Source organism: Sphingomonas sp. (assembly GCF_013812825.1).
Classification (GTDB): domain Bacteria; phylum Pseudomonadota; class Alphaproteobacteria; order Sphingomonadales; family Sphingomonadaceae; genus Sphingomicrobium.
In genome coordinates, this window is sequence record NZ_JACCSU010000018.1 from 84,128 (window position 1) to 95,484 (window position 11,357).

Here is an 11,357-nt window from a genome sequence, read left to right on the forward strand (position 1 = left end):
TGGAGCGGCTTCAACTTGAGCGACGCAACCAATTCGACCGACGGCGCTCCGGACATCGTCGACTGGGCGCATTTCGAGAAGTCCCGAGCCGAGCTTGGGCCGGGGTTCATCCGCATCCTCAGCTATTTCCGCGAGGACGGGGCCAAGTCGGTCGCGCAGATCGAGATGGCGATGCACACCGAGAACACCACCGCGCTGGTGATGCCGGCGCATACCATCAAGGGCGAGGCGCGCCAGTTCGGGGCCGAGCCGCTGGCCGCGGTCGCCGAGCTGATCGAGACCACCGCGCGGCTGTGCATCGAGACGCAGCGCTTTCCCGACGAGCTGGTCAAGGACGTGGTCGAACTGAAGCGCCTGTTCCAGGAAACCGTTCTCCAGTTCGACAAGGCGACCAACCCGCTGCTCACCCGCGCGCCGCAGGGCGCGTTCGGGCGCAAGGCCAGCAACCAGGGCTTCGGCCGGCTCTAGGGTTCCCATCAAAGTAATACTTTGATGGGTTCCTTTAAGCCCCGGCAGCGACCGGGGTTGCGGCGCGCCGCTTGCGGAACGGCTGCAGCTGCCGGCGCGCGAGGCTGCGCCACAACCATTCGAGCGGCCCGTAGGCGAAGCGCTCGAGCCAAGGCTTCGACCAGGCGAGCATCACGAGCCACATCGCGGCGACCACCAGCCACAGCTCGATTCGGCTGACGCTCCCGAACCAGCCGAGCCCCCAGCCGAAGAACAGCCCGGTCATCAGGATCGACGTGCCGAGATAATTGCTGAACGCCGCCCGGCCGGTGGCGGCGATCCGGTCGACCAGCCAGCCGCCGCGTCGGGTCGCGAGGATGATCAGCGCCGCGTAGGCGATGATCATCAGCGGCCGGAAGGGAACTGTCGCGGCGAACGAGTAGGTAAAGATCCCGGGTACCGAGAAGTCGTCAGCCAGCAGCAGGGCGGCAAGCAGGACATAGACGGGGATCGCGACGGCAAGGGCGGTGATGGCGACACCGCGGTAGCGGGCATTGTCCCAGGCGCCGGTCAGGAAGCCGCATTTGAGCGCCGCCATCCCGAACAGCATGTAGGCGAGGGTCTCCGGGCCGAACAAGAAGGTGAAGAAGAGCGGCATCAGCGCCTTTTCGGTCAGCTGATATTCGACGATCCCGGTCCAGGGGCCGAGGAACAAAGCCAGCTCCTCGCGCAGCACCGCGGCGCTCGGGATCGCCATGTCGTGGCTGAATTCGGCCCATTCCTTGAGCGTCTCCGGACCGGCGCCCGGAGCGGCCGCGGCGGCGCTGAGCGAATGCGCGTAGGCCGCGCCGCCGCCCATGATGAGCAGCTGGACCGTCACCAGCGCGATTCCCCAGCGGACCAGCGCCCGCGGCTCGAGCCCCCGGAAGAACCAGGCGACCATGCCGATCAGCGCGTAACCGATCAGAATGTCGCCGTACCAGATGAAGTAATAATGGATCATCCCGAACAGCAGCAGCCACAGCTGGCGGGCGAAGGTCACGCGTTTGGGCGAATCGGCGGATTTCTCGGCAAGCTGGATGACCAGCATCATCGAGGCCCCGAACAGCAACGAGAACAGGCCGCGCATCTTGCCGTCGACGAAGACGAAGCTGAACGCCCAGGAGGCGAGGTCGGCGGCGCTTTCGGTGCCGTAGGCGAGCGGGTTGAGGTAGGCCTGCGGGGGCATCGCGAAGGCGACGATGTTCATCGCCAATATGCCCATCACCGCGACTCCGCGGACGATGTCGAGAGTGAGGATCCGGGATTTGGTCGTGTCGGTCATGCGCGCCCCTCCGCCACCTTATCGTCATTCCCGCGCAAGCGGGAATCCCGCTGACTAACCCGGCCATCCCAGAAAGGAAGCGGGATCCCCGCGTGCGCGAGAATGACGGATGAAAAACCGTCAGTCCTTGGCAGGCTCCGATTGAAGCTGGATGTAATTGGGCAGGCCCATCGCCGCGATCATTTCGAACTGCTGCTCGAGATGGTCGACATGGTCTTCCTCGTTGGAAAGAATTCTCGAGAACAGGTCGCGGCTGACGAAATCGCGGGTGCCCTCACAATGGGCGATCGCGCCCTTGAGCTGGTCGACCGCCTCGTTCTCGAGCTCGAGGTCGGCTTTGAGGATCTCCTCGACATTCTCGCCGATCCGAAGCCGGCCGAGCATCTGGAAGTTGGGCAGTCCGTCGAGGAACAGGATGCGCTCGGCGAGCTCGTCGGCGTGCTTCATCTCGTCGATCGATTCGTGGCGCTCGAACTCGGCGAGCTTCTTGATCCCGGCGTTGTCGAGCAGCCGGTAGTGCAGCCAATATTGGTTGACCGCGGTCAGCTCGTTCTTGAGCGCCTCGTTCAAATGCTCGATGACCTTGGCGTCGCCCTTCATTGCAAGCCTCCCTATTGCCGCCGGCTTTACTCTTGCGGGCGGCGCAGGGAAAGCTTTAAATTGGCGGAAATCTGCGGAAAATTTGCGATTGATTGTCAGTCGCAGTCGCAGTGCTCTCAGGCCGAAACCATCCGCAGCTTCGGGCGCTTGGCGCGCTCCTGGTCGATCAGCTCCTGCGCGTAAACCAGGCAACAGCCGCAATGCGGTTCGCAACCGAGGTAGGCGTAGGCCTTGTCGGGGCAGGTCGCGCCCGAGCGCGCGGCCTCGCGCACTTCGGTCTCGGTGATGGCGTTGCACACGCAAACGATCATGGGCGCCCTATACTGCTAATGCGACCTATTCGCAATAGGAAGCAGCATCAGCGCTCGGACTTGCGGATCACCAGCTTGAGGCCCGACCAGGTCGAGTCGACCGCGCAGACCTTGACGTCGACCAGCCCGAGCGGGAGCGCGACGTCGCGGATTACGTCCTCGCTGATGTCGGTCGCGACCTTGGCGGCTTTCCTCGGCCAGCTGACCCAGACGAAGCCGTCACGGGCGAGCAGCGGCAGCAGCAGGCGCAGCTCGCACTCGAGCACCGCGCGCCTGGTGACGAAGATGTGCGCCGCCTCGATCGGCGACTCGGGCGCATCGAGCCGGACGAGCGCCGGTGCGTCGCGCTCGATCTCGGCGCGGACGCCATCCGGCATCCCGCACCACCAGGTGCGAAGCCCCGGCTCGAGGCTCAGCTTCCGAGCGAGCGGGGTTCCGGAGTAACCGGCGGTCAAGTTGTCTCCTCCCCGGCACGGGGAGGGGGACCATCCGGCGCAGCCGGATGGTGGTGGGGATTGCTCCGTTCGATGCAAGCGGCGATGATCCATTCGATGGCTTGGTCGGCCGAGCGCGCGATATCCGCCGCGGGGATGCGCAGCGTCGCAACTTCGCGAGCCTCTAGCCACCGATCGCGGGCTTCGCCGCGCGCCGGCCCATCGCCCATATCGTGGGAAATGCCGTCGACCTCGATCGCGAGTCGGGCCTCGGAGCAAAAGAAATCGAGCACATATTGCCCGGCCGGATGCTGGCGGCGGAACTTGAAGCCACTGGGCTTACGCCGAAGGCGGTGCCACAGGATCACCTCGGGCGCGGTCATCGTGCGGCGCAGCTTGCGCGCCTTTTTCACCGTCATCTTTGGGCCGCAGAGCATGGAGCCATCCCCTCCACCATGCTTCGCACGGTCCCCCTCCCCGAGACAAGCTCGGGGAGGAGAGTCACCCGAGCACGCCCTCGCCCCCCATCAGCTTGGGGAAGAAGCTTTCGTGCGCCGCGCGGAGATCGGCAACCGAAACGTGCCACTCCGGGCTGTTGTCGAGCCGGCCAATGAGCGCATCTCCGCCGGTAATTCCGATGGCGGCGACAAACCGCTCCGCGCGCTCGGCCCGGTCGAGGATGGGCTGTGGGTCAGCGGCGGTGACGATGTATCGGCCTTGGTCCTCGCCGAACGCCATCGACGCCGCCGAGCACCCATCGGCGTCAGCTTCGATGCGAGCGCCCAGTCCGCCCGCCAACGCCATTTCGGCGATGGCAACCGCAAGCCCTCCGTCGGAAACATCGTGAACGGCAGTTGCCAGTCCCAACGATATGAGGTCGCGCACGAACTCGCCGTTGGCCCGCTCCTCGGTGAGGTCGACCGGCGGCGGCGGTCCATCCACGCGTCGGTGGAATTCCCGCAGCCACACGGACTGTCCCAGCTGGCCGGCCGTCCCTCCGACGACGATGATTGCCTCGCCTTCGCCCTTGAAGCCAATGGTCGCGGACTTCTCCCAATCGTCGAGCAGGCCGACGGCGCCGATGGCGGGGGTGGGGAGGATGGCTTGTGACGTTCCGTCGTCGTTCTTGGTCTCGTTGTAGAGCGAGACGTTGCCGCTCACGACGGGGAAGTCGAGGGCTCGGCAAGCCTCGGCCATTCCCTCGATACAGCCGACCAGCTGGCCCATGATCTCGGGGCGCTGCGGGTTGCCGAAGTTGAGGCAGTTGGTGATCGCCAGCGGCTTTGCTCCGACCGCGCACAAATTGCGGTAGGCCTCGGCGACCGCCTGCTTGCCGCCTTCGACGGGGTCGGCATGACAATAGCGCGGAGTGCAGTCGGTGGTCATCGCCAGCGCTTTGCGGCTGCCGTGGATTCGGACCACCGCGGCGTCGCCGCCCGGGCGCTGGACGGTGTTGGCGCCGACCGACTGGTCGTATTGCTCCCAGATCCAGCGGCGCGAGGCGAGGGCGGGGGAGGCCATCAGCTTGAGCAGGTCCGCCGCGATGTCGGTGCTTTCGGGAAAGTCCGTCACGGGCTCGGGCGGCTTGGGGATCGCGTACGCACGCTCGTACAGCGGCGCCTCGTCGGCCAGCGGGCCGAGCGGGATGTCGGCGACGGTCTCGCCGTTCCACACCAGCTCCATGCGCTCGGTGTCGGTGACCTCCCCGATCACCGCGAAGTCGAGCTCCCACTTGCGGAAGATTGCCTCGGCCTCCGCCTCGCGGCCGGGCTTCAAGACCATCAGCATCCGCTCCTGCGATTCCGACAGCATCATCTCGTAGGGCGTCATGCCTTCCTCGCGGCACGGCACCTGGTTCATGTCGAGCCGGATTCCGACGCCGCCCTTGCTCGCCATTTCGACCGAAGAGGAGGTGAGGCCGGCGGCGCCCATGTCCTGGATGGCGACAATCGCGTCCGACGCCATCAGCTCGAGGCACGCCTCGATCAGCAATTTCTCGGTGAACGGGTCGCCGACCTGCACCGTCGGGCGCTTCTCCTCGCTGTCTTGCGCGAAATCGGCCGACGCCATGGTCGCCCCGTGGATCCCGTCGCGGCCGGTCTTGGAGCCGACATAGACGACCGGATTGCCGATTCCCGCGGCGGCCGAATAGAAAATCTTGTCGGCTTTCGCGATTCCGACGGTCATCGCATTGACCAGGATGTTGCCGTCGTAGGCGGCATCGAAATTGACCTCGCCGCCGACGGTCGGGACTCCGACGCAATTGCCGTAGCCGCCGATTCCGGCGACGACTCCAGCGACCAGATGCCGGGTCTTGGGATGATCGGGCCGCCCGAAGCGCAAGGCGTTCAAGTTGGCGATCGGCCGGGCGCCCATGGTGAAGACGTCGCGCAGGATCCCGCCGACTCCGGTCGCCGCGCCCTGGTAGGGCTCGATGTAGCTCGGGTGGTTGTGGCTCTCCATCTTGAAGATCGCGGCGTCGCCGTCGCCGATGTCGATCACGCCGGCGTTCTCGCCGGGCCCGCAGATCACCCACGGAGCCCCGGTCGGAAGCTTCCTCAAATGGACTCGCGAGCTTTTGTAGCTGCAATGCTCCGACCACATGACCGAAAAGATGCCGAGCTCGACCAGGTTCGGCTCGCGGCCGAGGGCTTTCAAGATGCGCGCATATTCCTCGTCGGAAAGCCCGTGCTCGGCGACGATTTGGGGGGTGATGCGGGGAGCTTCGAGGACGTCCATGCGCGGCGCCTTAGCGGTGTCGGCGAACGGCGGCTAGCGGTCGACCAACCGGTTTGGAGCGACTCGCCCAACAGCAGTAAGGAGGCGCGTTCCGGGGGAAATCGAGGAGAGCAGCAGATGGCGAATCCTATTCCCGAGGGCTATCACAGCGTCACGCCCTACATCATCGTCGACGATGCCAAGGCGGCGATCGACTTCTACGCGCGCGCGTTCGGAGCGAGCGAGAAGTTCCGGTTGCCGATGGGCGACAAGATCGGCCATGCCGAGCTCCAGATCGGCGACAGCGTCGTCATGCTCGCCGATGAATTTCCCGAGCGCGACATTCGCGGTCCCAAGGCGCGCGGCGGGGCGACATCGAGCCTGATGATCTATGTCGATGACGTCGATTCGGTCTTCCAGCGGGCGATCGATGCCGGCGGCCGGGCCGACGGCGAGGGAGTCAAGGATCAGTTCTACGGCGATCGCTCGGGCACTCTGGTCGATCCGTTCGGACATAAGTGGACCATCGCGACCCACGTCGAGGACGTGCCCGACGACGAGCTGCAGCGGCGCATGCAGGAGTTCTCGACGCACAAGCAGAGCGAGCCGGCCTAGGCCCAGGCCCGGCTAGCGATCGCAGCTCAATCGCTGAGCTGCGCTCGGCGTCTTCAGACGTGGCAGCTCTGGCTGCCCTTGCCGGGGCGGGTCAGGGTGACGCTGGAGCCCGCTCCCGTGCCGGTCAGCGAGAAGCCCTCGGCCACCATCGGCTCGCCTTCCGCCGGCGCCACCACGTGTGTCGGCGGGCCGTTCCGCTCGGTGCGGACGTTGGCCGACTTATTGTCCGACAGCCAGTCGATGTAGACGATGCTGTTGTCCTTGCAGCGGTAGATCTTGCTGGCCGAGATCGACGGCGGGAGGACGACGTCGTTGGTGGTGACATTGTCTTCGAGGCCGGTGTTGACGGTGACGGCTTCCTGGTCGCAGCCGGCTAGCGCGGCGGCCGCGGCCAGGCACAGTATGAGCGGGGTCCGAGTCATAGTCGCGCATTGCGCATCGCCGTGGGGCCGCGTCAAGATGGCCCGCTTGCATTGTCTCGATGCGGGCCATAGCTATCGGCCGGCATGGTCGACAATGCCGGCACCAGCGCGCAGCGAATCCGCATTGGCCTGACCGGCCTCGCTTTCGCTTTTTTGCTCGTCCTCCTCGGCTCGGTGATCAGCCGGTCGGGAAGCAACGAGGGCGCGGCGAACGCGGCCGAGCAGGCGGCCGCCAATGCCGCTCCCAACGAGCCGCTGGCCGAGCTCGGGGTCGCGCCGGGCGGCGACAGCCTGGCCAACAACAGCAGCGACAAGCAGTGACCGACGCGCCCGTTCGGCGGGCGGCAAGGGTTCGCGGCGCGGCCCGCGCGCGCGCCGCGGCGATGCTTGGCGCCGGACTGATTGCCGCGGCGGGGCTCGCCTATGTGACGGACCGCAAGGAGGCGGCGGACCCGGTCGCTGCATCGGCCAAGCCGGCGCTGATGCTGCTGACGACCTTGCCGCTGGTCTTCGGCGAGCAGTTCGGCCTCGAAGGCGGCGGTTCGCCGGCGCTGAAGGCGCTCGAGACCCGCTACACCGTGACTCCGGTCGGGGTCACCGACGCCGAGACGCTTCGGCAGGGCCGGCTTCTGCTGATGGCCCACCCGATCGCCCAGCCGGCCGAAGCCCTGGTCGACCTCGATCGCTGGGTGCGCGAGGGCGGGCGGCTGCTGCTGCTCGCCGACCCGGCGCTCGAGTGGCCCAGCGAACGGCCGCTGGGCGACCCGCTCCGCCCGCCGCCGGCGTTCGCCGACACCGGCCTGCTTCGGCATTGGGGGTTGGGGCTCGACGCTCCGGACGAGCGCGGGCCGAAGCTGCGCAAGCTTGGCGGCCAGGAAGTTCTCACCAACTCGCCGGGCGCGCTGGCCGGCCGGTGCCCGATCAGCCGCGATGGCCTCGTCGCCCATTGCCGGATCGGCAAGGGCGAGGCGACGATCGTCGCCGACGCGGACTTGCTCAACGTTGAGGACCTGGACGGGCCGACCGACAACAACCTGGATGCGGTCCTGGCCGAGCTGGCCGCGCTCGAACGGTGACAGACTCGGCACGCCGAGTCGGGTGCGCGGGAGTGGTGCACAGAGTTATCCACAGAGGAGACGGCGAGAACAGTTCAAGAACATCGCCAAGAACTGCGGTCAAAATGTCGCGGTTTTCCGCTGTTTGGCACGAATTCCCCCAATTATGGCATGAAAACCCATTGTATCCCCCACATTGTTGAGTTACCAACAACGACTGTAGCGCGGGGCTGACCCATCACGATGGACCCTGACGCGGGGAGCGCCGCAAATCCGCGCGCCCGCGAACGGGACCGCTTTGCGCTGCGAACGGGGAGAGGACGTGGCGCTAGAGCATCTGTTCCAGGGCAGTGCGCTGAACGCGGTCGATGCCAAGGGCCGCGTCTCCGTTCCCGCTTTCCTGCGCAGCGTCGTCGAGCGCCGCGGCGACGCCAAGAGCATCGTCCTCGCCAAGCACGAGAGCTTCCCTTGCCTGAGCGCCTACGACCCCGCCTACGCGGCGCTGAAGCATTCGAAACTCGAGCGGCTGCTCGAGAAGGAAGAGACCAGCGCCCAGGCCCAGCTCGAATATCAGCAACGCAATTTGATGGCTTTCGCCGCCACCGAGGAAGTGCCCTACGACAGCTCCGGCCGGATCGTCCTCCCGCCGATGATGCGTCGCAAGGGCTCGATCGAGGAGGTCGCCTTGTTCCTCGGCGCCGGCGAGACCTTCCAGATTTGGAACCCGGCGCTGCTCCTCAAGGATGATCGAATCCCGGAGGACATGAAGGACATCGCCCGCTACCGGCTCGAGGAAAGGGGGCTCGGCGCATGACGCGCGCTTCCTCCGGTCCCCGCCACTTGCCGGTGCTGGTCGATGAAGTCGTCCAGGCCCTCGCCATTGCCCGTGGCGAGACCCTGGTCGACGGCACTTTCGGGGCAGGCGGCTATACGCGCGCCATGCTCGCGGCGGGGGCGGGACGAGTGATCGGTTTCGACCGCGATCCGGATGCGATCGCGCAAGGACCGACACTCGTTCCGGACGCCATCAGCACTGGGCGACTGACCCTGGTCGAGGAGCGATTCTCGCAAATGGACCGGGTGCTCGCCGAGCGGGGAATTGGTCTGGTCGACGGGATCGCGCTCGATATCGGCGTGTCGTCGATGCAGCTGGATCGGGCGGACCGCGGCTTTTCCTTCCAGGCCGACGGTCCGCTCGACATGCGCATGAGCAAATCGGGGCTGACCGCCGCCGAATTCCTCAACCAGGCCGACGAAGCCGAGATCGCCCGAATCCTCAAGGACTATGGCGAAGAGCCGCGCGCCCGCGCCGTCGCCCGAGCGATCGCCGCCGCCCGCCCGATCGAACGGACCACCGAGCTCGCCGCGATCGTCCGCCGCGCCGCCGGCTTCCGCCCGGGCCAGAGAACCGATCCCGCGACCCGCACCTTCCAGGCGATTCGAATCCATTTGAACGCCGAGCTCGACGAGCTCGAGGACGGACTCGCCGCCGCCGAGCGCTCGCTCAAACCCGGCGGCCGGCTCGCGGTGGTGACGTTCCACAGCCTCGAGGACCGAATCGTCAAGCGCTTCCTGCGGACACGCAGCGGCGCCACTCCGGCCGGCTCGCGCCACCGGCCAGTGCTCACGGATCCCGACCAGCCGACGTTCGAGCGGGTCGCCAGGCCGGTGGTGCCCTCGGAGCGCGAGACCGCCGCCAACCCGCGCGCCCGCTCGGCCCGGCTGCGGAGCGCGGTTCGCACCTCGGCTCCAGCCTGGGCTCCTGCCTCGAAAGGGAGGGATCAATGAGCGCGAGAGGCTTTCGCTCGGTGTTCATGGTCGCCAGCTGCGCCGGGGCCGCCCTCGGCTGCTATCTGGTGTCGCTGCGGGTCGCTTCCGAGCGCGCCGCGCTGGAGAAGGTCGAGACCAGGATCGTGCTTGCCCAGCGCGACATCAGGCTGCTCCAGACCGAGATCGGCACCCGCGGCCGGCTCGCCCAGCTCGAGCGCTGGAACGTCAAGGTGCTGGCATTGTCGGCGCCATCGGCCGAACAGATTTTGGGCGGCGGGTTCGAGCTCGCCAGGCTGATCCGGCCGCCGCACAAGGACGAGCTCGCGGCGCCGGTAGTGCTGGCTTCGGCCCCAGCCGATGCGCCGCGCCCGCAGGTCGATGGTGCCGCCAGGCATGACGCGGAAGACGTCGGCGTGCCGACCTCGGCACTGCTCCACCAGACCAGCCTGACGCGTGATATTCCAGTTCGCGAGCGCGCAGTTGTCGTGCTGCCCAAGCCACCCGTCGCTGCGCCTCAGCCTAGGACAGCGACCTCGCCAGCAACGAAGGCTGCGGCCAAACCGGCTGCGATCGCATCCGCCAAGTCCGTTAAGCCGCCGGTGAAGGCGAAGTCCGCTGCGGCAGATCCGCTGGCGCCGTTGGCCGGCGCGGCGAAGAAACCGAAGACGCTCGCGTCCGCGACGCCGCTCAAGGCTTCGGCCAAGGAGTCGGCCCGCACGCCATGAACGCGCCGACCGCCGCCCTCGTCGCCCATCGGCCCGAGCGGCTTCGCCTCGTCGGCCAGCGCCGCCAGATTTTGGCGCTGATGCACCAGCGGCTGATGTTCGGAATGCTGCTGTACGGCGGAGTCATTGCGCTGATCGTCGTGCGCATCCTCTATCTCGCGGCGTTCGGCGACCATGCCGGGCGCAAGGTCGGGCTGATCGAGCTGGTTCCCGAGCGCGGGGACATTGTCGATCGCGACGGGAATCCGCTGGCGCGGACGATCGATGCGTGGATCATCGGCCTGCATCCCGGCAAGGTGATCGGCAGCAAGCTCGACGTGGCGCGGGCGCTGAGCCGGCTGATGCCCGAGCGGGACGAAGCGAGCTATTTCGCGATGCTGACCTCGGGCAAGCGCTTCTTCTATCTGCGCCGCCGTGCCTCGCCCGGCCTGGTCGAAGCGATCAACGCGCTTGGCGAGCCGGGGCTGGCGATCGATCGCGAGCCCGACCGGCTGTATCCGCAGACCAGCCTTGCCGCGCACGTCATCGGCTACACCGACGTCGACGGCCACGGCACCGCCGGGATGGAGCGGGCATTCAACCAACAGTTGAGCGATGCCGCGACCCGCGGCCAGCCGCTGACGCTGTCGATCTCGAGCCGGCTGCAGCAGGCGCTCGAGCACGAGTTACTCGCCGCGATGACCCATTTCTCTGCCAAGGGCGCGGCCGGGGTGGTGATGGACATTCATACCGGCGAAGTGCTGGCGATGACCTCGCTGCCGCAACTCAATCCCAACGATGCCGGCAGCGGCTCGGCCGAGGCGCGCTTCAACCGCGCGACGCTCGGCGTTTATGAGCTCGGTTCGACGTTCAAGCCGTTCACTGTCGCGATGGCGATGGATTCGGGAATCATCCGGTCGATGGGGCAGATGTACAATTGCCCGCGCGAGCTACGCG

15 protein-coding genes are annotated in these 11,357 nt (G+C 66.9%); 8 read left to right on the forward strand and 7 right to left on the reverse strand.

Annotation, left to right across the window (positions count from 1 at the left end; genetic code table 11):
- The first annotated feature begins 15 nt into the window (after positions 1 to 15).
- Positions 16 to 468 (forward strand): Hpt domain-containing protein, encoded by a 453-nt coding sequence (locus tag H0T81_RS02580; RefSeq protein ID WP_294009445.1) that lies wholly within the window; start codon positions 16 to 18, stop codon positions 466 to 468.
- A gap of 34 nt (positions 469 to 502) precedes the next feature.
- Here the strand turns inward: H0T81_RS02580 and H0T81_RS02585 are convergent, their stop codons facing one another.
- The 6 genes from H0T81_RS02585 to purL all read right to left on the reverse strand — a co-directional run bounded on the left by H0T81_RS02585 (position 503) and on the right by purL (position 5,855).
- A complete protein-coding gene (locus H0T81_RS02585; protein WP_294009447.1) occupies positions 503 to 1,771 on the reverse strand; it encodes a DUF418 domain-containing protein in 1,269 nt (422 codons plus the stop codon).
- 120 nt (positions 1,772 to 1,891) lie between these two features.
- Positions 1,892 to 2,371 (reverse strand): bacterioferritin, encoded by a 480-nt coding sequence (bfr, locus tag H0T81_RS02590; RefSeq protein WP_294009449.1) that lies wholly within the window; start codon positions 2,369 to 2,371, stop codon positions 1,892 to 1,894.
- Positions 2,372 to 2,487: 116 nt separating this feature from the next.
- Positions 2,488 to 2,682 carry a (2Fe-2S)-binding protein gene (locus H0T81_RS02595; RefSeq protein ID WP_294009451.1) on the reverse strand — a complete coding sequence of 65 codons (195 nt, stop codon included), beginning with the start codon at positions 2,680 to 2,682 and terminating at the stop codon, positions 2,488 to 2,490.
- Between the two features lie 47 nt (positions 2,683 to 2,729).
- Positions 2,730 to 3,137 carry a hypothetical protein gene (locus tag H0T81_RS02600; protein WP_294009453.1) on the reverse strand — a complete coding sequence of 136 codons (408 nt, stop codon included), beginning with the start codon at positions 3,135 to 3,137 and terminating at the stop codon, positions 2,730 to 2,732.
- On the reverse strand, positions 3,134 to 3,553 hold the full coding sequence (locus H0T81_RS02605; RefSeq protein ID WP_294009454.1) for an endonuclease domain-containing protein: 420 nt from the start codon (positions 3,551 to 3,553) through the stop codon (positions 3,134 to 3,136). The genes H0T81_RS02600 and H0T81_RS02605 overlap by 4 nt, the downstream gene beginning before the upstream one ends.
- Before the next feature lie 64 nt (positions 3,554 to 3,617).
- Positions 3,618 to 5,855 carry a phosphoribosylformylglycinamidine synthase subunit PurL gene (purL, locus tag H0T81_RS02610; protein WP_294009455.1) on the reverse strand — a complete coding sequence of 746 codons (2,238 nt, stop codon included), beginning with the start codon at positions 5,853 to 5,855 and terminating at the stop codon, positions 3,618 to 3,620.
- Between the two features lie 117 nt (positions 5,856 to 5,972).
- Here purL and H0T81_RS02615 point away from each other — a divergent pair, with 117 nt between their 5' ends.
- A complete protein-coding gene (locus H0T81_RS02615; RefSeq protein WP_294009457.1) occupies positions 5,973 to 6,449 on the forward strand; it encodes a VOC family protein in 477 nt (158 codons plus the stop codon).
- A gap of 53 nt (positions 6,450 to 6,502) precedes the next feature.
- Here H0T81_RS02615 and H0T81_RS02620 read toward each other — a convergent pair whose 3' ends face one another.
- Entirely contained in the window at positions 6,503 to 6,871 is a 369-nt protein-coding gene (locus H0T81_RS02620) for a hypothetical protein (RefSeq protein WP_294009459.1), read from the reverse strand.
- A gap of 84 nt (positions 6,872 to 6,955) precedes the next feature.
- Here H0T81_RS02620 and H0T81_RS02625 point away from each other — a divergent pair, with 84 nt between their 5' ends.
- The 6 genes from H0T81_RS02625 to H0T81_RS02650 form a co-directional block, all read left to right on the forward strand.
- Complete coding sequence (locus H0T81_RS02625; RefSeq protein WP_294009461.1) at positions 6,956 to 7,192, forward strand: hypothetical protein; 237 nt, start codon at positions 6,956 to 6,958, stop codon at positions 7,190 to 7,192.
- Positions 7,189 to 7,947, forward strand: a complete 759-nt coding sequence (locus tag H0T81_RS02630) for a hypothetical protein (RefSeq protein WP_294009463.1) — start codon at positions 7,189 to 7,191, stop codon at positions 7,945 to 7,947. The genes H0T81_RS02625 and H0T81_RS02630 overlap by 4 nt, the downstream gene beginning before the upstream one ends.
- 301 nt (positions 7,948 to 8,248) lie before the next feature.
- The gene (locus tag H0T81_RS02635) at positions 8,249 to 8,740 is read left to right on the forward strand and encodes a division/cell wall cluster transcriptional repressor MraZ (protein ID WP_294009465.1); all 492 of its coding nucleotides are present in this window, start codon (positions 8,249 to 8,251) and stop codon (positions 8,738 to 8,740) included.
- The gene (gene rsmH / locus H0T81_RS02640) at positions 8,737 to 9,714 is read left to right on the forward strand and encodes a 16S rRNA (cytosine(1402)-N(4))-methyltransferase RsmH (RefSeq protein WP_294009467.1); all 978 of its coding nucleotides are present in this window, start codon (positions 8,737 to 8,739) and stop codon (positions 9,712 to 9,714) included. Before H0T81_RS02635 ends, rsmH begins: the two co-directional genes overlap by 4 nt.
- A complete protein-coding gene (locus H0T81_RS02645; RefSeq protein WP_294009469.1) occupies positions 9,711 to 10,421 on the forward strand; it encodes a hypothetical protein in 711 nt (236 codons plus the stop codon). The genes rsmH and H0T81_RS02645 overlap by 4 nt, the downstream gene beginning before the upstream one ends.
- Positions 10,418 to 11,357: penicillin-binding transpeptidase domain-containing protein (locus H0T81_RS02650; protein WP_294009470.1), on the forward strand; the 940-nt coding region annotated here is incomplete at its 3' end. The genes H0T81_RS02645 and H0T81_RS02650, both read left to right, overlap by 4 nt.

Bases quoted from the DNA above. Each gene is read 5' to 3' on its own strand.
- H0T81_RS02585 (WP_294009447.1), bottom strand. From the start codon at position 1,771: ATGACCGACACGACCAAATCCCGGATCCTCACTCTCGACATCGTCCGC.
- H0T81_RS02615 (WP_294009457.1), top strand. From the start codon at position 5,973: ATGGCGAATCCTATTCCCGAGGGCTATCACAGCGTCACGCCCTACATC.
- rsmH (WP_294009467.1), top strand. From the start codon at position 8,737: ATGACGCGCGCTTCCTCCGGTCCCCGCCACTTGCCGGTGCTGGTCGAT.
- purL (WP_294009455.1), bottom strand. From the start codon at position 5,855: ATGGACGTCCTCGAAGCTCCCCGCATCACCCCCCAAATCGTCGCCGAG.
- H0T81_RS02620 (WP_294009459.1), bottom strand. From the start codon at position 6,871: ATGACTCGGACCCCGCTCATACTGTGCCTGGCCGCGGCCGCCGCGCTA.
- H0T81_RS02595 (WP_294009451.1), bottom strand. From the start codon at position 2,682: ATGATCGTTTGCGTGTGCAACGCCATCACCGAGACCGAAGTGCGCGAG.
- bfr (WP_294009449.1), bottom strand. From the start codon at position 2,371: ATGAAGGGCGACGCCAAGGTCATCGAGCATTTGAACGAGGCGCTCAAG.
- H0T81_RS02645 (WP_294009469.1), top strand. From the start codon at position 9,711: ATGAGCGCGAGAGGCTTTCGCTCGGTGTTCATGGTCGCCAGCTGCGCC.
- H0T81_RS02625 (WP_294009461.1), top strand. From the start codon at position 6,956: ATGGTCGACAATGCCGGCACCAGCGCGCAGCGAATCCGCATTGGCCTG.
- H0T81_RS02605 (WP_294009454.1), bottom strand. From the start codon at position 3,553: ATGCTCTGCGGCCCAAAGATGACGGTGAAAAAGGCGCGCAAGCTGCGC.